We start from the raw sequence: 19,493 nt of genomic DNA on the forward strand, positions 1-19,493 counted from the left end.
CGACGCGGCCGAGGCCGGCGCGGTGGCAGCCGCGGCGGCCCGCACCCGCGAGGACCTCGGCCCGGTCTCGATCCTCGTCAACAACGCGGGCATCACCGCCTACGAGCCGTTCACCAGCATCTCCGAGGCGTCCTGGGACCGCATGATCGCGATCAATCTCAAGGGCCCCTTCCTGGTCACCAAGGAGATCGTGCCCGACATGGTCGAGGCGGGCTGGGGCCGGATCGTCAACATCTCCTCGTCCTCCGCGCAGACCGGCGCGCCCGCGATGGCCCACTACGCCTCCTCCAAGGGCGGTGTCATCGGCCTCACCCGCGCCCTGGCGATCGAGTACATCGAGAAGGGCATCACGGTCAACCACGTGCCGCCCGGCTTCATCGACACCCCGCTGGTCCGCCAGGGCCCCGTCGACGTGGAGGCAGCCGCCGCCACCATGCCGATGAAGCGGGCAGGCCTGCCGGAGGACGTCGCCTACGCGGTGGCCTACCTCGCCTCCGAGGAAGCGTCCTACGTCACCGGCCAGACCCTCAGCACCAACGGCGGACGCTACCTCGTGTGAGCACCCGCACAGTCCATCGCAACGACGCCGCAACGGAGCCGCACATGAGCATCGAGGACGACACCGGGGCCGTGGCCCACGTGCTGGTGGTGGGCGCCTCCGCGTCCGGGCTGACCACGGTGGAGGCCCTGAGGCGCAAGGGGTACACGGGCCGGATCACGGTGCTCGGCGCCGAACCGCACGCCCCGTACGACCGTCCGCCGCTGTCCAAGCAGATCCTCTCCGGCGCCTGGGCACCGGACCGGGCCGCACTGCGCACCGAGGAGATGCTGACCGGCCTGGACACCGAGTTCGTGCTCGGTGACCCGGCGGTCGCCCTGGACCCGGCGACCCGGACCGTGCGCACCGAGTCCGGGCGCGAGCCGAGCGCGGACGCGATCGTGATCGCCACCGGGGTACGGCCCCGAGTGCTGCCCGGGCACGGGGAGTTGACCGGTGTGCATGTGCTGCGCACCCTCGACGACGCGCTCGCCCTGCGCACCGATCTGCTCGCCGGCTCACGTCTGGTGATCGTCGGCGAGGGGGTCCTCGGCTCGGAAATCGCCGCCACCGCAAGGACGTTGGGCCTGGACGTCACCCTCGCCGGCCCCCTGACGGGACCGCTGGCCCTTCAGGTGGGCCCGCTGGTGTCGGGGCTGCTCGCGGAGCTGCACACCGAGCGGGGTGTGCAACTCCGGCTCGGGAACGGTGTCGTAGGACTGACAGGTGCCCAAGGCCGCGTCTCCGGCGTCGAGTTGAGCACCGGCGAGGTACTGCCCGCCGATGTGGTCGTGGTCGCGATCGGGGCGACTCCGGCGACGGAGTGGCTGGCCGGCAGCGGCCTCGAACTCGACAACGGCGTGGTGTGCGACTCGCGTTGCCGGGCCGCGCCGGGGATCTACGCCGTCGGGGACGTGGCCCGCTGGCAGCACGAGCAGCTCGGCCGGCTGATCCGGCTGGAGAACCGGACGAACGCCACCGAGCAGGCCCTGGCGGTCGCCGGAGCGGTCCTCGGGGAGGACCGGCCCTACGAACCGGTGCCGTACTTCTGGACCGATCAGTTCGACGCCAAGCTCCAGGTGCACGGTTTTCTGCCGGCCGATGCCGAAGTGGACGTCGTGGACGGCGAGTTGGCGGCCCGCCGGTTCGTCGCGCGGTACCGCCGCGGCGGCCGGGTGACCGGGATCCTCGGCTGGAACATGCCCAAGCAGGCCAGGCAGCGCCGTCAGGAGATCGCCGACTCGGTCCCCTCCCCCACCCACTGAACGACCAGGAACGATCAGGAGAGTTGCCATGAAGGTTGTCGTCGACGAGGACAAGTGCGTCGCCGCCGGGCAGTGCGTCGCCGCCGCGATGGATGTGTTCGACCAGCGTGACGAGGACGGCATCGTCGTCCTGCTGGACGAGAACCCGCCAGCCGAACTGGCCGACGACGTACGGAACGCGGCGGCGGTGTGCCCCGCACTGGCGATCCGTGTCGAGGAATGACCCCCAGCCGCGTTCCCCCCACTCCCATCCCCACCCCCACCCTCATCTGGAGGCACCACCATGTCCGAGGCCGAGACGGAACTCGCCGCCCCTGACGCGGAGATCTTCGACTACCCGGGCGCGCGGGACCGCACCTGCCCGTTCGCCCCGCCGGCCGGGCTGCGCGCCCTCAACGAGACGGCGCCCGTGTCCCGGGGCCGGATCTGGGACGGCAGCACCCCGTGGCTGGTGACCGGGCATGCCGCGCAGCGCCTGATCCTGTCCGACCCGCGGGTGAGCTCGAACGACAAGCAGCCCGGGTTCCCGCACCCGAACCAGGCCATGGCGGAGAACTCCCCCCATCACCCGCTGACCATCTTCAACGCCGACGGCGCCGACCACACGCGGATCCGCCGCATGATGACGGCTCCGTTCACCCGCAACCGGATGGAGAAGCTGCGGCCGGAGATCCAGCGGTTCACCGACGAGCTGATCGACAAGATGCTCACGGGCCCGAACCCGGCGGACCTCAACACCGCGCTGTCGCTGCCGCTGCCCTCGCTGATGATCTGCGCGCTGCTCGGAGTGCCGTACGAGGACCACGAGTTCTTCCAGGAGCACGCCTCGCTGGCGACCCGCAGCGACAAGACCGCCGAGCAGGACCGGGCGGCCATGGAAGCGCTGGGCGGCTATCTGGCCGGGCTGCTGCAGAAGCGGATGGAGGAGCCGAGCGACGACGTCGTCTCGGACTTCGCCGGGCGGATCAAGGCGGGCGAGGTCACCCTGCCGGACGCCGTCATGCTGTGCATGATCCTGCTGATCGCCGGTCACGAGACCAGCGCCAGCATGATCACCCTGGGCACCGCCCTGCTCCTGCGGAACCCGGAGCAACTCGCCCTGCTGCGCGGGAGCGACGACCCGAAGGCCGTCGCGGGCGCCGTCGAGGAGATCCTGCGCTATCTGACGATCCCGGCGCTCGGCCAACGGCGGATCGCCTCCGAGGACATCGAGATCGAGGGCGTCACCATCAAGGCCGGCGAAGGCGTGGTCGTCGCGCTGCCCGCGGGCAACTGGGACCCGGCGGCCTTCCCCGAACCGGAGAAGTTCGACATCACCCGCGAGGCCCGGCACCACCACGCCTTCGCCTGGGGCATCCACCAGTGCCTCGGCCAGCAGCTCGCCCGCGTCGAACTGCAGGTCGTCTACGGCACGTTGTACCGCCGCGTCCCGACCCTGCGCCTCGCCGTCGGCTTCGACGAGCTGAGGTTCCGCAGGGACGACGCGCTCGCCTACGGCATTCACGAGCTGCCGGTCACCTGGTAGCTCCCCACGCTTTTCCGCACCCAACTGGAGTCACCCATGAGCGAGTTCGGCTTCGAAGGACGCGTCGCCGTCGTCACCGGCGCGGGCCGTGGCCTCGGCCGCGCCTACGCCCGTCTGCTGGCGGAGCGCGGGGCGAAGGTCGTCGTCAACGACCTGGGCGGGTCGATGGAGGGCGAGGGCTCGGACGCCGGACCCGCGCAGAAGGTCGTCGACGGGATCGTCGCCGCGGGCGGCGAGGCCGTGGCCGACACCCACGACGTGTCGACGCAGGCGGGCGGCGAGGCCGTCATCGACACCGCGATCCGCGACTTCGGCCGGATCGACGTCCTCGTCAACAACGCCGGGATCATCCGGTACGCGGGCCTGCCGGAGATCGAACTCGACAACCTGGAACGGCACTTGGCCGTCCACCTCCTCGGTTCCTTCAACACGATGCGGGCCGCCTGGCCGTACTTCGTCGAGCAGGGCTACGGCCGGGTCGTGCTGACCACCTCCAGCGGCATGTTCGGCATGGCCGACAACCTGTCCTACGCCGCCGCGAAGGCGGGCACGGTAGGCATGGCACGCAGCGCGAAGCTGGCGGGCGAGCCGCACAACATCAAGGTCAACCTGATCGCGCCGGCCGCGATGACCCGGATGGGCGGCGGGCCCGAGGAGGAACCCGCCGAGACCGCGGAGGGCATGCCGTACATGCCGTCGACGGCCGTCGCTCCGATGGTGGCCTATCTCGCGCACGAGGACTGCCCGGTGAGCGGGGAGATCTACACGGCCGGGGCGGGCCGGTTCGCGCGGGTCTTCCTGGCCTCGACGGAGGGGTACGCGCACGAGGGGGGCACGGCCTCCGTGGAGGACGTCGCGGAGAACTGGGACGCGATCAACGACGAGAAGGGGTACTACGTGCCGGCGGACCTGATGGCGTGGTCCGGGTCGTTCCTCAAGCACCAGTTCGGATAGGACGGGTCGGGGCAGGCCCCTTCGGTTGATCCAGGTGGGGGGAGGGAGGCGGTGAGCCGCCCCGCCTCCCCCCGCCGTCTCACGCCGCGCGTCCCGCGATCTGCCACTTCGACGGCAGCTCGATACGGGCGCCGTCGGGCCTGAACTCGGTGGTGATCAGGGGCAGTTCACCGCTCGCGAGGACGGTGAGGCCGGCCGCGCGGAGGAGTTCGAGCACCTCGTCGTCGGCCACCTCGCCGGGCGCGATTCCGTGGCGGAGGATCGGAGCGAGTTTCGCGGGCGGTCCGTCCGGGTCCTGGGCCAGTCCGCCGATGATCGGGCGGGCGGCCTCGGCGAGTTCGACGAGGAAGACATGGCCGCGCTCCCCGACGAGCGTGGCGATCCCGTCCACCAGCAGTTGCCGGTCGTCGGGGTCGACCTGGTGCAGCACACCCCGCATATAGACGTTGGCGTCGCCGAGTTCGGCGTGCAGCGTCTCGACCTCGGTCTTGTCGGTCCCGTCCAGCAGCCGGTAGGTCGCCTGTCCCGCCGGGTCGGCGTGCCGGGCGTGGTCGATGGCCGCGGCGGACAGGTCGGCGCCGACGACATGGGTGAACCGGTCGGCGAGGAAGCGGGTCTGAGTGCCGTTGCCGCAGCCGAGGTCGATCATCTGGAGGCCGGGGTCCCGCAACTTCGGCTCGAACAGGGCGAGATGGAGTCCGACGGTCTGTGTCGGCGACGCGTCCCAGAAGACGGCCCCCTGTTCCTCGGGCGCCTCGCGCCAGAAACCCTCCCAGGCGTCCCGGTACCGACTGGTCACGCTCATGCCCAACTCCCCAGGATGCGACGCCGTTCCGCCATAAGTGACGGGCCAGTACGGTCTATCGCGCCGGGGTCCCGCTCACAAGCACACGGCGCATTCCTTCACCGCTCATTCGACCCTTGTACGCCGATGTGCGCCCCTTGCGCCCCCATGGCCACCTGCGGTCGCGTACGCGTCAGCGGCGCGGCAGGGTGAGTTCGAACCAGACGGTCTTGCCCGCGGTCGTACGGCTGGCGCCCCACTCGCGGGCGAGTACGCCGACCACATGCAGTCCGCGTCCGAACTCGTCGCCGGGGCCCGCGCCGAGCAGGGTCGGCAGGGTGGGATCGTCGTCGTCCACCTCGCACAGCAGGGTGTCGCCGCGCACCAGGCGCAGTGCGATCCGGCGGCCGTGGGAGTGCCGTACCGCGTTGGTGACCAGTTCGCCGGCCAACAGGGCGGCGTTGTCGGCGAGTTTGGCGAGGCCCCACTCGTGGAGCTGTTCGCGGACCACCGCGCGGGCCCGGCCGGCCTCGACCGGGTCGAGGGTGAGCCGCCATTCGGCGACGTCTTCCGGCCCGATGCCGTTGAGGCGGGCCATCAGGAGGGCGACGTCGTCCTTGCGGCCACCGCGTGTGTTGAGGGAGCGGATGATCGTGTCGCAGGCGTCGTCCATGGACGCGGCCGGATGCGCGGCCGACTCGCTCAGGGTCGCGAGTCCTACGCCGATGTCCTCGCCGCGCACCTCGACCAGTCCGTCGGTGCACATCACGAGCCGGTCCCCGGGGTCCACGCGCACGCGGACCGCCTCGAAGGGCACCCCGCCGACGCCGATGGGCGCGCCCGTGGGCAGGTCGAGCAGTTCGCTGCGGCCGTCCCGGGCCCGCACGATCACCGGCGGGATGTGGCCCGCGTTGCCGATGTGGAGTTCGCCCTCGATCGGGTCGTAGACCACGTACAGACAGGTCGCGAGATAGGTGTCGCCGAGGCGCTGTGCCAAGTCGTCGAGGTTGCGCAGGAGTTGGGCGGGCGGGAGGTCCATGGCGGCCATGGTCTGCACGGCGGTGCGCAACTGGCCCATCATGGCTGCCGAGTTGAGGCCGTGGCCCATGACGTCGCCGACGACGAGCGCGGTGCGGGCGCCGGGCAGTTTCACCGAGTCGAACCAGTCGCCGCCGACCCGCCCGAGGAGCGTGCCCGGCAGATAGCGGGTGGCGATGTCGCAGCCCGCCATGCGCGGCGGTATGTGCGGCAGCATGCTGTCCTGGAGGGTCTCGGCGACACTCTCCTGGTAGGTGTACATGCGCGCGTTGTCGAGCACGAGGCCCGCGCGGGCGGCGAGTTCGGCGCCGGTGACGCGGTCCATGTCGTTGAACTCGACGCGCTCCGGGTGGCGCAGCAGGATCATGAAGCCGAGGACGACATTGCGGGCCTTGAGCGGGACGACCAGCATGGAGCGGCCGGTGATCAGCGGCCGGATGTCGCGCTTCTCGAACTGCGAGGCGATCATGTGCCCCATCTGCTCGCTGATGCGCGGCACGAGCACGGGGTCGCCGGTGGTCATGCACTGGAAGAACGGGGTGTGCGCCGGGAACGGCATGGCCTCGCCGACCGGTACGACGTCGTCCCAGCGGCCGGGTTCGTCGGTGTGCTCCAGCGCGACCCGGTGCCACATGGTGGTGGTGTCCGGCACACCGTCCGGGAACCCCTCACCGGCGACGACCTGTTCGCGGAGATAGGTGCCGGCGACGTCCGTGAACTTGGGTACGACGGCCCTGCTGACCTCGATGATGGTCTTGGCGAGGTCGAGCGAGGTGCCGATACGGCCGCTGACCTCGTTGAGGAACTCCAGGCGCTCGCGTACGGCGACGTATTCGAGGTCCTCGCCCTCGTCCACGGCGTCCTGGGGCACGGGCAGGCCTTCGGCGACCGCTACGGCGGCCCGCTCGCGGCGCGCCTTGCGCTCGGCGCGGCGGGCGACGCCCCAGTCGGGGGTCACCGGCACCCGCTCGTTCTGGCTGAACTCCAGGACTGGGTAGCCCAGTTCGAGGACCTGGGCGACGATGCGGGCGCTTTCGTCGACGCTCATGCTGGGCAGGATCTCGGGGAGCCTGCGGGCGAGTTCGTCGGCGCCCGCGAAGTCCGTGTGGTGGGCGAAGCCGGGGGCTATGCGCTCGAAGGCGCCGTCCGCCTCGGGGAGATCATGGTGCAGGCCGTCCGCGTCGGCGGCGAGCACGAGCAGTCGCTCCCGGCCCGGGCCGACCAGTGGGTACGCCCACCACAGGACGTCCACACGGTCCCTCCCCCAGCCTTCGGTCGGGGGTACCCCCATCTCGCTCCGCTCGGGCACGGTGAGGCGGGCGCGTCCGGCCGCCGGGTAGGACAGCCGTCCGTCGAGGGAGGATTCAAGGTCGGGGCCGAGCCCGTCGTAGTCCGCGAACGTGCCGTAGGGGTTGGTCTCCTCGTCGTCGGGCAGGGCGCCGGAGACGGGGAGCAGGTCGACCGCCGTCTGGCCGATCGCCTCTTCCTTGGTGGTGCCGAACAGCCGTCGGGCGCCGCGGCTCCAGTGCGAGACGAGTCCGTCGCGGTCGATGAGGACCACAGCCAGCGGGATACGGCCCGCCGCGGTGTGTTCGGTCACCACGTCGTCCCCGGCCCCGCGGCCGGGAGACGCCTCCCGTTCGGTGCCACGGTCCATGGCCCAGGCCCTCTCTCCCCACGGCTCCGCAAGATCTGTGCCGCCGTCCACCACGCTACGGGGGCGGCCGGTGGCGATGTGCGGCATTCCCGGAATTGGTCCTGCCCAATCCGCACCGGCGTGCGCCTCCGCGCCCCCTGGGGCAGGGGGTCAGTCCTCGTGGCCGAGTTGCAGATCGCGTTCTGTGCGTCCCCCGCCCGCCACTTGGAGCACGGTGGCCACGGGCGGATACCCGGCGGCGATCACCGTGTACTCGCCGGAGGACAGGTCGACGAACCGGAAGGTGCCGTCGGGGCCGGTGGTGAGGGTGTCGACGACGTTGCCCGCCGCGTCGAGGAGCGTCACGCGCGCGTCCTCGACGGGCCTCCCCCACCCTCCGGGCGGGGGGACCCCCATCTCGCTTCGCTCGCCGCTCGCCCTGACGGTGCCGCGCAGCACGGCGCCGCCGGCGAGTTCGACGTCCTGCCGGGTCTCGCGGGAGGCCTGCACGCTGACGGGGAGCGCGGCCGGCCGGAACGCGGGCGCGCTGGCCGCGAGGGTGTACTCGCCGGCCACCAACTCGCTGATCACATAGGTGCCTTCGCGCCCGCTGCGGGTACTGGCCACCACCTCGCCGTGCACATTGGTGAGCGTCACGGCGGCCTCCCGCACCGGGGTGCCGTCCGCGGTCAGCACACTCCCGGCGAGGCGTCCGGCGCCGCCGAGGACGACGTCGAGTTCGACGGGCCGCTCCCCCACGGTCACGGACACCGCCTGCGGCTGGTGCCCGCCGGCCGCCGCGATCAGGACGTACGACCCGGAGCCGGGCGTCGACAGCGCGTACCGTCCGTCGCCACCGCTGGCGCCCCGCCCGATCTGCTGTCCGGAGACGTCGATGAGGGTGAGCGCGGCCCGGGGCACGACGGTCCCGTCGGGGTGCTGCACCGTGCCGCAGACGGGAATTCCAGGGGTGTACACCGAACGGGCCTGCGGGATCGGGGAGTTGAAGGGTGCGGCCTCGGACGTCTCGGCGGGGGCGTTGTGGGACACCAGTGGTTTCTCCTTGAGGAAGAAGGCGATGAGCAGGCCGAGGGCGAGCACCGGCACCAGGTAGAGGAAGATCCGGGGCATCGCGTCGGCATAGGCCCGGATATAGCTGTCGCGCAGCGCCGGGGGCAGCGCGTGGACGAGCTGCGGGGTGATGGACTCGGGGTCGGGAAGGCCACCACCCGCAGGGATGCGCTCGCGCAGGGCATCGGTGAGCCGGTCGGCGAACAGCGTGCCGAAGATGGCGGCGCCGACGCTGCCGCCGATCTGCCGGAAGTAGTTGTTGGCGCTGGTGGCGGTGCCGAGGTCGGCGGGCCGTACGGAGTTCTGCACGGCGAGGACGAGGACGGGCATCACCATGCCGATACCGGCACCGAGGACGGCCATCCAGACGCTGTACTGCAGCCGGGAGGTGTCGACTTCGAGCCGGGACAGCAGCCACATGCCGAGCACGGCGAGGGCGCTGCCGAGAATCGGGTAGATCTTGTATCGGCCGGTGTGGCTGATGAGTTGCCCGGAGATGATGGACGCGCCGACGATGCCGCCCATCATGGGCAGCATCAGCAGTCCGGACTCGGTGGCGCTCGCCCCGTCGACCATCTGCAGGAAGGTCGGCAGATAGCTGGCGGCCCCGAACAGCGCGACCCCGATCACCAGGCCCACCAGGGCGGTGACGTTGAAGACGGCGTCCTTGAACAGCCGTAGCGGGATGAGGGGTTCGGGCGCGAAGCGCTCGGCGACAAGGAAGAGGACGGCGGCGGCCACGGCTCCCGCACCGAGACCGAGGATGACGCGCGAGCCCCAGGCGTACTCGGTACCGCCCCAACTGGTCAGCAGGACGAGGCAGGTTGAGGCGGCGGCGAGCAGCAGCGCGCCGAGGATGTCGAGGCGGGCCCTGGCGGTGGGCTTCGGCAGTTTCAGTACGACGGTCACGACGGCCAGGGTCACCACGCCGAAGGGCACGTTGACGTAGAAGCACCACCTCCAGGAGAGGTGGTCCGTGAAGTAGCCGCCGAGCAACGGGCCCGCGACGGAGGCGAGTCCGAAGGTGGCGCCGATCAGGCCCATGAAACGGCCGCGCTGCCGGGGCGGCACGATGTCCGCGATGATCGCCTGCACGCCGATCATGAGCCCGCCCGCGCCGATGCCCTGCACCGCGCGGAACGCGATGAGCTGGTCCATGGACTGGGCGCGGCCCGCGAGCGCGGAGCCGATCACGAAGACCGCGATCGCGAACTGGAACACGCTCTTGCGGCCGAGGAGGTCGCCGAGTTTGCCGTAGACCGACAGGCCGACCGTGGAGGTGAGGAGGTAGGCGGTGATCGCCCAGGACATCTTCTCCAGGCCGTGCAGTTCGCCGACGATCTTCGGGAGCGCGGTGGCGACGATCATCTGGTCGAGGGCCGCGAGGAGCAGCGCGAGCATCAGGCCGAGGAAGACCAACCGCACGCGGCGCGGGCTGAGTTCGACCTTCTCGACGGGTGCGGGGACCGGTGTCTCCGGAGGCGTCGAGGCCCGTTCGTCCTGCACCAGAGTCGTCCCGCCCACGTACCGCTCCCCTCGTCGCGCCTGCCGCACAATTCCCGCTTTAGGCGACAACTGCGAGCAAGCGTGACGAGTTACGGCGTACGCCCGGCTCGAACGGAGATCCACTCGAACCGGTGAGGGGCGCGGCGTGAGCGCCAACGCGCCCTGGAGAGTTGGCCTTTGGGCCTACTTCTCGACCTCGGTGGCGAGCTTGTCGAGGACCAGGTCGTAGATCCGGCCGAGGCCCTTGGGCGCGAAGGTGCGCTCGAAGAAGCCGCCGATGCCGCCGGCGCCGTTCCAGGTGCTGGTCACGACGACGCGGGACTTGCCCTCGCCGGCCGGGGTGACCCGCCAGGTGGTGACCATGGTGGAGTTGCGGTCCTTCTCGACCAGTTCGCCGTCGGTCGGCTCGCCGACCTCCAGGAGGCAGTCGCGGACGCGCTTGCTGGTGGCCTGGAGCTTCCAGTGGACGAGAGTGCCCTCGCCGTCGCCGCCCTCGCGCACCTCGTACTCGCTGAACTGCTCGGGCAGCAGCTTCGCGCGCGTGCCGCTGTAGTCGGCGAGGGCGTCGAAGACCGCCTCCGCGTCGGCTGCGACGACCCGCTCGGTAGTCGCCTCGACCTGCGCCATTGGGTTCCTCCAGGACTTGCGTTCTCGGGGTCGGGGCAAGCCAACCACCCTCGCACTCGGTCACCCAAATCGGGGTGCCTCAAGGCGTCGGAAGCGATCGGGAATGACACTTGCACAGTAATTCGAACAAGTGTTTCACTCTGGGGGCAGGCCTACCGAGGAGGCGCCATGCGCTGGGAGAACCTGACAACGGAGTCCGACAGCCACAGCCGGACGGCCGACGTCGCGCTGTTCGGCGCGGACGCGGTGACCACCCGTACCTTCGACACGCCCGAGTTCCGCGGGATCACCTTCCACGAGGTGCGGGCCCGCTCGATCATCAACCGGGTGCCGGGGGCCTCCCGCATGCCCTTCGAGTGGACGGTCAACCCGTACCGGGGCTGCTCGCACGCCTGCGTGTACTGCTTCGCCCGCAAGACCCACAGCTATCTGGACCTCGACACCGGCCTCGGCTTCGACTCGCAGATCGTGGTCAAGGTGAACGCGCCGGACCTGCTGCGCCGCCAGCTCGGCTCACGGCGCTGGCTCGGCGAGCACATAGCGATGGGCACGAACGTCGACTGCTACCAGCGCGCGGAGGGCCGCTACCGGCTGATGCCGGGCATCCTGGGCGCCCTGCGCGACCACGCGAACCCCTTCTCGATCCTGACGAAGGGCACGCTGATCCTGCGCGACCTGGACCTCCTGGTGCAGGCCTCCGAGGTCACCGAGGTCGGCATCTCGGTCTCGGTCGGCTTCACCGACCCCGCGCTGTGGCGCACGGTGGAGCCCGGCACGCCCTCCCCGGAGCGACGCCTGGACGCCGTGAGGACGCTGACCGAGCACGGCATCGACGTCGGGGTCCTGATGGCCCCGGTGATCCCCTTCCTGAGCGACCACCCGGCCCAACTGCGCGCCACCGTAAGGGCGATAGCCGCCTCCGGAGCCACCTCGGTGACCCCCCTGGTGCTGCATCTGCGGCCCGGCGCCCGTGAGTGGTTCATGGCCTGGCTCGGGCAGCACCACCCGCATCTGGTGCGCCGTTACGAGCGGCTGTACGCGGAGGGCGCGTACGCCCCGAAGTGGTACCAGCGCCGGATCACCCGTCAGGTCCACGACCTGGCGCAGGAGTACGGCATCGGTCCCGCGCGCGCGGGCATGCCGCGCCGGATTCCCGAGCCGGTCGAACCGGTCGATCAGCCGGTGAGCGAGCCGACGCAGCTCTCGCTGATCTGAAGGCGCTGCTCACCAAGCCGATCCCGGGGCGTTCGAGCGCATCCGGCGGCCCAATTGGGTCAAGTATCGGCTGAACAGGTTCTTCCACCCCGGCTTTTCGGGACTATGCGGCGAGGACCGACCGCGAGAACCGCGGTCCGCTGCCTCTCCGTCCTGGGAGGACACATGAGAAAACGCGCAGCTGTGCTGTGCGGTGCCGCCGTCGTCGTGGCCGGGACGGTCACCGCTCTCCCCGCCGACGCGAGCACCGCGCATCCCACGACCACCGTTCAGGCGGCGAAGCCCAGCTGGAAGAGCTGCGCCACCACCGACTACCCGACGCTGCAGTGCGCGAGCGTCAAGGTGCCGCTCGACCACGCGAACCCGCACGGCAAGCAGATCACGCTCGCCCTGTCCCGGGTCCCGCACACCGCGAAGACGTACCAGGGCCCGCTGTTGGTCAACCCCGGCGGCCCCGGCGGCAGCGGACTGACCCTGGCGGGCTTCGTCGCGTCCTCGCTGCCCAAGGCGGTGGCGTCCCAGTACGACGTCATCGGCTTCGACCCGCGCGGCGTCGGCAAGAGCACCCCCGCCCTCGACTGCAAGCCCGGCTACTTCAACCCGGTCCGGCCCGACTCGGTGCCGAGCACCCCGGCGCTGGAGAAGGCCAACCTCACGCGCGCGAAGTCCTTCGCGGCAGCCTGCGGCAAGAAGTACGCGAGCGTGCTGCCGTACATCAACACCATCAGCGCCGTGCAGGACATGGACTCGATCCGGGCGGCACTCGGCGCGAAGAAGATCAACTACTTCGGCTACTCGTACGGCACCTACCTGGGCGCCGTGTACGCCAAGCTCTACCCGGAGCGCGTCCGCCGCCTGGTCCTCGACTCCATCGTCGATCCCACGGGTGTCTGGTACGACGACAACCTCGGGCAGGACTACGCGTTCAACGACCGCCAGCAGGCGCTCATGGCGTGGATCGCGAAGTACGACTCCACGTACAAGCTCGGCACCGACCCGGCCAGGATCGAGGCCAAGTGGTACGCGATGCGGAAGGCGCTGGCCAAGAAGCCGGCCGGCGGGAAGGTGGGCGCCTCCGAGCTGGAGGACACCTTCATGCCCGGCGGGTATTACAACGGCTACTGGCCCTACCTCGCCGAGGCGTTCGCCGCGTACGTGAACGACAAGAACGCCGATCCGCTGGTCGAGGCGTACGACAACTTCGCCGCGATCGACGCCTCCGGGGACAACGGGTACAGCGTCTACACCTCGGTGCAGTGCCGTGACGCGTCCTGGCCGCGTGACTGGAACCAGTGGCGCAAGGACAACTGGGCGGCCTACGACAAGGCGCCGTTCATGACCTGGAACAACGCCTGGTACAACGCGCCGTGCGCGTTCTGGCCGACGAAGTCGGAGCACCCGATCAACATCGCCAACGGCAAGCTGCCGCCGGCGCTGCTCTTCCAGGCGACAAACGACGCGGCGACCCCGTACGAGGGCGGCGCGACGGTCCACCAACTCCTGGCCGACTCCAGTTTCGTGGTCGAGCAGGGCGGCGGGAACCACGGCATCACGCTGAGCGGGAACGCCTGCCTGGACAAGTACCTGGCGACGTATCTGACCAACGGCAAGGTGCCGCGCAGTGGCGGCGAGGTCGACGCGGTGTGCCAGAAGACGCCCGACCCGAAACCGCTGACCACGGCGAAGTCGGCGACGAGCACGGCGCACGGTTCGACGCTGCACGGGTTGCTGGGCTTCCGCGGCTGAGCCCCGCCCGACGGTCCCTCGGGGGCGGGAATCCTCGTTGTCAGACCCATGGTCCACCATGGACGCATGAGTGAACTGACGAGGATTCCCGCCCCCGACGGCGTCGCCCCTGCCGCGGCCTACACGCACGTCGTCCTGGGCACCGGCCGCTTCGTCGCGATCTCCGGCCAGCTCGCCCTGGACGAGGACGGCAAGCTCGTGGGCGAGGGCGACGCGGCGGCCCAGGCCAGCCAGGTCTTCGCGAACCTCCGCCGCTGCCTCGCCGCCGCGGGCGCCACCTTCGACGACGTGGTCAAACTGACCTACTTCGTCACGAACATGGCCTACATGCCGGCCATCCGCGCGGCCCGCGCCGCCCACATACCCGACGACCGGCTCCCCGCCGCGTCGGCCGTACAGGTCGCCGCGCTGGTGCGACCGGAGTTCCTGATGGAGATCGAGGCGTTCGCGGTGATCGGCGAATAATCGGGGGCCGGCCCGGCGGCCGAGTCCCTAAGGTGCCGCCATGGACGACGCCGAGCCCCTCCAGATCCGTCCCATGGTCCTCGCCGACTGCGACCGTGTCGCCGAGATCCGCGTCCTCGGCTGGCAGTTCGCGTACCGGGGCCTCATGCCGCAGTCCTTCCTCGACGCCCTGAGCGCGAAGGACGACGCCGAGCGCCGCCGGGCCCGTTTCGCGCAGGGGGACGGCAGCAGCGTGGTGAACCTGGTCGCCTCGCGGGGCACGGAGATCGTCGGCTGGGCCGCGCTCGGTCCCTACCGGGACGGTGAAGTCCGCACCGAGGAAGCCGAGTTGTACGCCATCTACCTCGACCCGCGGCACCTGGGCACCGGCGCCGGCCGGGCTCTGATGCAGGAGGCGCTACGGCAGTGCGTGACCCTCGGCCACGACCGCGTCCACCTCTGGGTCGTCCGGGGCAACGCCCGCGCCCGCCGCTTCTACGAGCGGGCGGGCTTCCGGGCGGACGGGGCGGAGGAGCCGTACGAGGTGGAGGGGGTGTCGGTGCCCGAGGTGCGGTACGTCAAGGAACTGAGGGGCTGAGCACCGCACCGGGGCGACGGCTCACCGCTGCCGCGGAATCCGCCCCAGCGCGTGCACCGCCGCCTCCGCCAACGCCGGGTGGGCGAGTGCGTCGTTCAGTACCGGTCTGGCGCGGGGGTCACCGAGTACACCGAGGCCTTCCACACAAGCCAGTGCCACGCGGCGGTACGGGTCGTGGGGGCGCAGGCGTCGCTCCAGAGTGGTGATGAGGGCGGGGACGGACTCGGGGGCGCGCAGGTCGGCCAGGAGCCGGACGGGGTGCAGGGCATAGGCGACGCGCAGTTCGTTGGTGGCGAGGGCGGCTGCCGCGCGGGCGGTGCGGGGGTCGTCGAGGCGGGCCAGGGCGTACGAGGCGGAGGCGCAGCGCGGTGGGTCGCGGTGGTTGAGGAACAGGACGAGGGACTCGAAGGCCCGCCGGTCGCCCGCGAGACCGAGCCGGAACGCGGCCAACTCCCTTGCCCAGAGCGGATGGCCGGGGGCGGTGAGCACCATTGCCAGTTCGTCGACGTCGCCGGTCGAAGCGAGTTGCTCGTACGGCGCCGTCCCTCCCGACTCCTGCCGTAAGCGCTCCGTGAGTGATCGCAACTCTTCGTCCATGAAACCGAGCCTATGGGGGTCGCCGGACAGACGGGACCTACATCACAAACTCCGGGGGCTGGCGCGCTCGTTACCCACCGGTTAAGCTCAGGTGAGCGAGTTACCCACTCGCGTATCTCCTTGTGGTGGCCTGGTGACGCAGCCACCGTTGGGGCACCTCCCACGCCCTTAAGGCAGTGGGGGAGCAGTCGGTTCGGTACTTCGCGTACCGCAGTACGACACGGCTTGGGACAGGGCCGGTCGGAACTCTCTTCTCGCCGGGCGTGTGCGCTCGTTGCCCGGCACCACCCGCACTCCTTCTCGCGCTCCGTGCGCCCCCTCGGCGTACGGAGCGCGCTCCCAGTCGTCACCCTCATTCCAGGAGTCCCGCGATGGCAACTCCCCTGCCCGACGCTTCCCTGTCCCCCTTCAAGACCATTGCCGTCGTCGGTCTCGGCACGATGGGCACCGGTATCACCGAGGTCCTCGCCCGGGCCGGCCGCGAGGTCGTCGGCATCGACGTCAGCGAGGCCGCGACCGCCCACGCCGTCGCCGCTCTGGAGACCGCGACCGCCCACGCCGTGCGGCGCGGCCGGCTGACCGAGCAGGAGCGGACCGACGCCCTGGCCCGTGTCCGCACCTCCACCGACCTACGGGCCGCGGCCGACGCCGACCTGGTCATCGAGGTGGCCCCGGAGTCGTACGAGATCAAGCACCAGATCTTCCGTGAGCTGGATGGGATCGTGCGTCCCGAGACGATTCTCGCGACCGGCACGAACGCCCTGTCCGTCACACGTCTCGCCGCCGACTCGGCGCGGCCGGAGCGGGTGCTCGGGCTGCACTTCTTCAACCCGGCGCCCGCGATGAAGCTGGTCGAGGTCGTCTCCTCGGTGCTGACCGCGCCCACCGCCGTCGCCGCCGTCACCGAGCTGGCGATCGAGCTGGGCAAGGAGCCCGTGGCGGTCGGCGACCGGCCCGGCTTCGTGGCGGACGGGCTGCTGTTCGGCTACCTCAACCAGGCCGCCGCGATGTACGAGGCGAAGTACGCCTCCCGCGAGGACATCGACGCCGCGATGCGGCTCGGCTGCGGACTGCCCATGGGCCCGCTCGCGCTCCTCGATCTCATCGGTATCGACACCGCGCGCACGGTCCTGGAGGCGATGTACTCCGAGTCCCACGACCGCCTGCACGCCCCTGCGCCGATCCTGAAGCAGCTCAGCGAGGCGGGCCTGACCGGCCGCAAGACGGGCCGCGGCTTCTACTCCTACGAGGCTCCCGGCAGCGCGACCGTCGTGCGGGACGCGCTCACTCCCCCGGAGGGCGCACAGCTCGCCCCGGGCCGTACGGTCCGTTCGGTCGGGGTCGCCGGTTCCGGGACCATGGCGTCGGGTATCGCCGAGGTCTTCGCCAAGGCCGGGTACGACGTGGTCCTCGCCGCCCGCAGCGAGGAGAAGGCGCAGTTCGCCAAGTCCCGTATCGGTAAGTCGCTTTCGCGCTCTGTCGACCGGGGGCGGATGACCGCCGAGGCCGCCGCGCAGACCCTGGAGCGGATCACTCCGGCGGGCTCCTACGACGCGTTCGCGGACGTCGACCTGGCCGTCGAGGCGGTCGCCGAAGACCTGGCGATCAAGCAGCAGCTGTTCGCGACGCTGGACAAGGTCTGCAAGCCGGGCGCCGTCCTGGCCACTACGACCTCGTCGCTGCCGGTCGTCGCGTGCGCCCGTGCCACCTCGCGTCCGCAGGACGTGATCGGCATGCACTTCTTCAACCCCGCACCGGCAATGAAGTTGGTCGAGGTCGTCCGTACAGTGTTGACGGATGTTGACGTCCACTCAACAGTCCGCGAGGTCTGCGTCAAGATCAAGAAGCATGCGGTTGATTGTGGTGACCGAGCCGGCTTCATCGTCAATGCACTGCTTTTCCCGTATCTCAACAATGCGATCAAGATGGTGCAGGAGCACTACGCATCTCTTGACGACATCGACGCCGCCATGAAGCTGGGCGGTGGCTACCCGATGGGTCCCTTCGAGCTGTTGGACGTCGTCGGGCTCGATGTGTCCCTGGCGATCGAGAAGGTCCTGCACCGCGAGTTCCGCGACCCGGGGCTGGCTCCGGCGCCGCTTCTGGAGCACCTGGTGGCCGCGGGCTGCCTCGGCCGCAAGACGGGCCGCGGCTTCCGCGAATATGCCCGCCGCTGACCGTCCCGACGACTGGTTCGGGGGCGACGAGGACGGGAACGGGGACTGGGGCGGGCTGCTCGGCCCCACCGGAGGACCCCTGCCCACGGTGGGCGGGGGAAACCCCCGACGTGCGCGGCAGGCTGCGCACATGCAGTACGTTCGGGTCATGCCCCAGCCCGCCAAGCCCTCACGTACAGCAGCCGCGCCCGACGCACCGGAGAGTGCCGCGGGCAGTCGTGCCGCCGCCCAGCGCCTCAAGATGCGGCGCGAACTGGCGGCGGCGGCGATGGAGCTGTTCGCGACGAAGGGGTACGAGGCAACCACCGTCGACGAGATCGCCGCCGCGGCCGGGGTCGCGCGCCGGACGTTCTTCCGGCACTTCCGCTCCAAGGAAGAGGCGATCTTCCCGGATCACGACGACACGTTGATCCGGGCCGAGGCGGTACTCAATGCCGCCCCCGCGCACGAGCACCCGCTCGACACGGTGTGCCGGGGCATCAAGGAAGTCATGCGCATGTACGCGGCGCAGCCGGAGATCTCGGTCGCCCGCTACAAGCTGACGCGCGAGGTGCCCACCCTGCGCGAGGCCGAGATCGCGTCGGTGGCCCGCTACGAGCGGCTGTTCACGCGCTATCTGCTGGGCCACTTCGACGAGCACGCGCACGACGACGACGCCAACGACGACCCGCTGCTCGCCGAGGTCGCCGCCTCGGCCGTGGTCACCGCCCACAACCACGTGCTGCGGCGCTGGCTGCGGGCCGGCGGCCAGGGCGACGTCGAGGCACAGCTCGACCACGCCTTCGGGATCGTACGGAAGACGTTCGGCAGCGGCATCGGCGCCGGCCGCACCACGACCCCCAAGCCGGCCACCGCGATGGTGCACCAGCAGGGCGAGGTCCTGGTGACGGTCGCCCGCACCGACGCCCCGCTGGACGAGGTCATGCGGACCATCGAAGAGGCGCTGAGGGACCGCTGAGGCCCCTCAGCCCCTGTGCTCCCATGTGATGACGGCCACCCCACGGGGTGGCCGTTTTGGCATGTCAGAGCCCCTTTTCACGCACCTTTCAGACCCCGTTCGATCGATCATCGCTCATTTGTTACGTAAAGATTTCACCTGAGAGCGATTCATGGCACTCGGTGCCTTGCGGGGTGACACGCAGTGTCATACGTTGAAGGTGTCCGGGCGGCCGGCGTGCAGAGATCTTCCGTACGTCGGCTGTCCCCGCAACCCACCACTGGGCTGCGCGCCCGGACGCCTGCGTCACAGGCAACCTCCCGCGCCACAAAGCGCTGCCGAAGCACCACCCGCCGAACCGACGGCACCTCAGCACCCACCCTCAGCAGCAGCACCGACGTAACCCTCAGCGCCCCTCCCTCAGGGCGCACTTCGCCGGAGGCAACACCGTGACCGTGAAGGACATCCTGGACGCGATCCAGTCGCCGGACTCGACTCCGGCCGATTTCGCCGCCCTGCCGCTCCCCGAGTCGTATCGCGCGATCACCGTGCACAAGGACGAGACGGACATGTTCGCGGGCCTCACCACCCGCGACAAGGACCCCCGCAAGTCGATCCACCTGGACGACGTCCCGGTGCCGGAACTCGGCCCGGGTGAGGCCCTGGTGGCCGTGATGGCCTCCTCGGTCAACTACAACTCCGTGTGGACGTCGATCTTCGAGCCGCTGTCGACCTTCGGCTTCCTGGAGCGCTACGGCAAGCTCAGCGAGCTCACCAAGCGGCACGACCTGCCGTACCACATCATCGGTTCCGACCTCGCGGGCGTCGTCCTGCG

16 protein-coding genes and 1 pseudogene are annotated in these 19,493 nt (G+C 70.4%); 12 read left to right on the top strand and 5 right to left on the bottom strand.

Annotated features, from left to right (window positions below):
- The 5 genes from R6V09_RS21670 to R6V09_RS21690 all read left to right on the top strand — a co-directional run.
- The coding region (locus R6V09_RS21670) for an SDR family NAD(P)-dependent oxidoreductase (RefSeq protein WP_317883081.1) at nt 1-559 on the top strand (559 nt) is incomplete at its 5' end.
- 44 nt (nt 560-603) lie between these two features.
- A complete protein-coding gene (locus R6V09_RS21675) occupies nt 604-1,803 on the top strand; it encodes an NAD(P)/FAD-dependent oxidoreductase (protein WP_317883082.1) in 1,200 nt (399 codons plus the stop codon).
- A 28-nt stretch (nt 1,804-1,831) separates the two neighbouring features.
- Nucleotides 1,832-2,026, top strand: a complete 195-nt coding sequence (locus R6V09_RS21680; RefSeq protein WP_317883083.1) for a ferredoxin — start codon at nt 1,832-1,834, stop codon at nt 2,024-2,026.
- 60 nt (nt 2,027-2,086) lie between these two features.
- Nucleotides 2,087-3,328, top strand: coding sequence for a cytochrome P450 (locus R6V09_RS21685; RefSeq protein WP_317883084.1), 1,242 nt, complete (start codon nt 2,087-2,089; stop codon nt 3,326-3,328).
- A gap of 36 nt (nt 3,329-3,364) precedes the next feature.
- Nucleotides 3,365-4,282 carry an SDR family NAD(P)-dependent oxidoreductase gene (locus R6V09_RS21690; protein WP_317883085.1) on the top strand — a complete coding sequence of 306 codons (918 nt, stop codon included), beginning with the start codon at nt 3,365-3,367 and terminating at the stop codon, nt 4,280-4,282.
- Nucleotides 4,283-4,361: 79 nt separating this feature from the next.
- On the opposite strand, the gene R6V09_RS21695 is transcribed toward R6V09_RS21690, so the two are convergent.
- The 4 genes from R6V09_RS21695 to R6V09_RS21710 all read right to left on the bottom strand — a co-directional run bounded on the left by R6V09_RS21695 (nt 4,362) and on the right by R6V09_RS21710 (nt 10,944).
- Nucleotides 4,362-5,087, bottom strand: a complete 726-nt coding sequence (locus R6V09_RS21695) for a class I SAM-dependent methyltransferase (protein WP_317883086.1) — start codon at nt 5,085-5,087, stop codon at nt 4,362-4,364.
- Nucleotides 5,088-5,259: 172 nt separating this feature from the next.
- Complete coding sequence (locus R6V09_RS21700; RefSeq protein ID WP_317883087.1) at nt 5,260-7,761, bottom strand: SpoIIE family protein phosphatase; 2,502 nt, start codon at nt 7,759-7,761, stop codon at nt 5,260-5,262.
- A 150-nt stretch (nt 7,762-7,911) separates the two neighbouring features.
- Complete coding sequence (locus R6V09_RS21705) at nt 7,912-10,335, bottom strand: MFS transporter (RefSeq protein ID WP_317883088.1); 2,424 nt, start codon at nt 10,333-10,335, stop codon at nt 7,912-7,914.
- Nucleotides 10,336-10,500: 165 nt separating this feature from the next.
- On the bottom strand, nt 10,501-10,944 hold the full coding sequence (locus tag R6V09_RS21710; protein ID WP_317883089.1) for an SRPBCC family protein: 444 nt from the start codon (nt 10,942-10,944) through the stop codon (nt 10,501-10,503).
- 168 nt (nt 10,945-11,112) lie between these two features.
- On the opposite strand from R6V09_RS21710, the gene R6V09_RS21715 reads away from it, so the two are divergent.
- The 4 genes from R6V09_RS21715 to R6V09_RS21730 all read left to right on the top strand — a co-directional run bounded on the left by R6V09_RS21715 (nt 11,113) and on the right by R6V09_RS21730 (nt 14,947).
- A complete protein-coding gene (locus tag R6V09_RS21715) occupies nt 11,113-12,159 on the top strand; it encodes an Rv2578c family radical SAM protein (RefSeq protein WP_317883090.1) in 1,047 nt (348 codons plus the stop codon).
- A 165-nt stretch (nt 12,160-12,324) separates the two neighbouring features.
- On the top strand, nt 12,325-13,905 hold the full coding sequence (locus tag R6V09_RS21720; RefSeq protein WP_317883091.1) for an alpha/beta hydrolase: 1,581 nt from the start codon (nt 12,325-12,327) through the stop codon (nt 13,903-13,905).
- A gap of 66 nt (nt 13,906-13,971) precedes the next feature.
- The gene (locus R6V09_RS21725; RefSeq protein ID WP_317883092.1) at nt 13,972-14,370 is read left to right on the top strand and encodes a RidA family protein; all 399 of its coding nucleotides are present in this window, start codon (nt 13,972-13,974) and stop codon (nt 14,368-14,370) included.
- A gap of 40 nt (nt 14,371-14,410) precedes the next feature.
- Nucleotides 14,411-14,947 carry a GNAT family N-acetyltransferase gene (locus tag R6V09_RS21730; RefSeq protein WP_317883093.1) on the top strand — a complete coding sequence of 179 codons (537 nt, stop codon included), beginning with the start codon at nt 14,411-14,413 and terminating at the stop codon, nt 14,945-14,947.
- Between the two features lie 21 nt (nt 14,948-14,968).
- On the opposite strand, the gene R6V09_RS21735 is transcribed toward R6V09_RS21730, so the two are convergent.
- The gene (locus tag R6V09_RS21735) at nt 14,969-15,544 is read right to left on the bottom strand and encodes an adenylosuccinate lyase (protein WP_317883094.1); all 576 of its coding nucleotides are present in this window, start codon (nt 15,542-15,544) and stop codon (nt 14,969-14,971) included.
- A 371-nt stretch (nt 15,545-15,915) separates the two neighbouring features.
- Here R6V09_RS21735 and R6V09_RS21740 point away from each other — a divergent pair, with 371 nt between their 5' ends.
- The 3 genes and pseudogenes from R6V09_RS21740 to R6V09_RS21750 all read left to right on the top strand — a co-directional run.
- Nucleotides 15,916-17,721, top strand: coding sequence for a 3-hydroxyacyl-CoA dehydrogenase family protein (locus tag R6V09_RS21740; protein WP_317883095.1), 1,806 nt, complete (start codon nt 15,916-15,918; stop codon nt 17,719-17,721).
- Nucleotides 17,722-17,869: 148 nt separating this feature from the next.
- The gene (locus R6V09_RS21745) at nt 17,870-18,679 is read left to right on the top strand and encodes a TetR family transcriptional regulator (protein ID WP_200711542.1); all 810 of its coding nucleotides are present in this window, start codon (nt 17,870-17,872) and stop codon (nt 18,677-18,679) included.
- 434 nt (nt 18,680-19,113) lie between these two features.
- A pseudogene (locus tag R6V09_RS21750) lies at nt 19,114-19,493 on the top strand (crotonyl-CoA carboxylase/reductase); the annotation flags it as partial.

It is taken from the genome of Streptomyces sp. W16 (assembly GCF_033194735.1).
GTDB lineage: Bacteria > Actinomycetota > Actinomycetes > Streptomycetales > Streptomycetaceae > Streptomyces.

Coding starts and splice junctions, on each gene's coding strand:
- R6V09_RS21675 (WP_317883082.1), top strand. CDS start 604: ATGAGCATCGAGGACGACACCGGGGCCGTGGCCCACGTGCTGGTGGTG.
- R6V09_RS21695 (WP_317883086.1), bottom strand. CDS start 5,087: ATGAGCGTGACCAGTCGGTACCGGGACGCCTGGGAGGGTTTCTGGCGC.
- R6V09_RS21730 (WP_317883093.1), top strand. CDS start 14,411: ATGGACGACGCCGAGCCCCTCCAGATCCGTCCCATGGTCCTCGCCGAC.
- R6V09_RS21740 (WP_317883095.1), top strand. CDS start 15,916: ATGGCAACTCCCCTGCCCGACGCTTCCCTGTCCCCCTTCAAGACCATT.
- R6V09_RS21735 (WP_317883094.1), bottom strand. CDS start 15,544: ATGGACGAAGAGTTGCGATCACTCACGGAGCGCTTACGGCAGGAGTCG.
- R6V09_RS21725 (WP_317883092.1), top strand. CDS start 13,972: ATGAGTGAACTGACGAGGATTCCCGCCCCCGACGGCGTCGCCCCTGCC.
- R6V09_RS21715 (WP_317883090.1), top strand. CDS start 11,113: ATGCGCTGGGAGAACCTGACAACGGAGTCCGACAGCCACAGCCGGACG.
- R6V09_RS21700 (WP_317883087.1), bottom strand. CDS start 7,761: ATGGACCGTGGCACCGAACGGGAGGCGTCTCCCGGCCGCGGGGCCGGG.
- R6V09_RS21710 (WP_317883089.1), bottom strand. CDS start 10,944: ATGGCGCAGGTCGAGGCGACTACCGAGCGGGTCGTCGCAGCCGACGCG.
- R6V09_RS21680 (WP_317883083.1), top strand. CDS start 1,832: ATGAAGGTTGTCGTCGACGAGGACAAGTGCGTCGCCGCCGGGCAGTGC.
- R6V09_RS21720 (WP_317883091.1), top strand. CDS start 12,325: ATGAGAAAACGCGCAGCTGTGCTGTGCGGTGCCGCCGTCGTCGTGGCC.
- R6V09_RS21690 (WP_317883085.1), top strand. CDS start 3,365: ATGAGCGAGTTCGGCTTCGAAGGACGCGTCGCCGTCGTCACCGGCGCG.
- R6V09_RS21745 (WP_200711542.1), top strand. CDS start 17,870: ATGCCCCAGCCCGCCAAGCCCTCACGTACAGCAGCCGCGCCCGACGCA.
- R6V09_RS21685 (WP_317883084.1), top strand. CDS start 2,087: ATGTCCGAGGCCGAGACGGAACTCGCCGCCCCTGACGCGGAGATCTTC.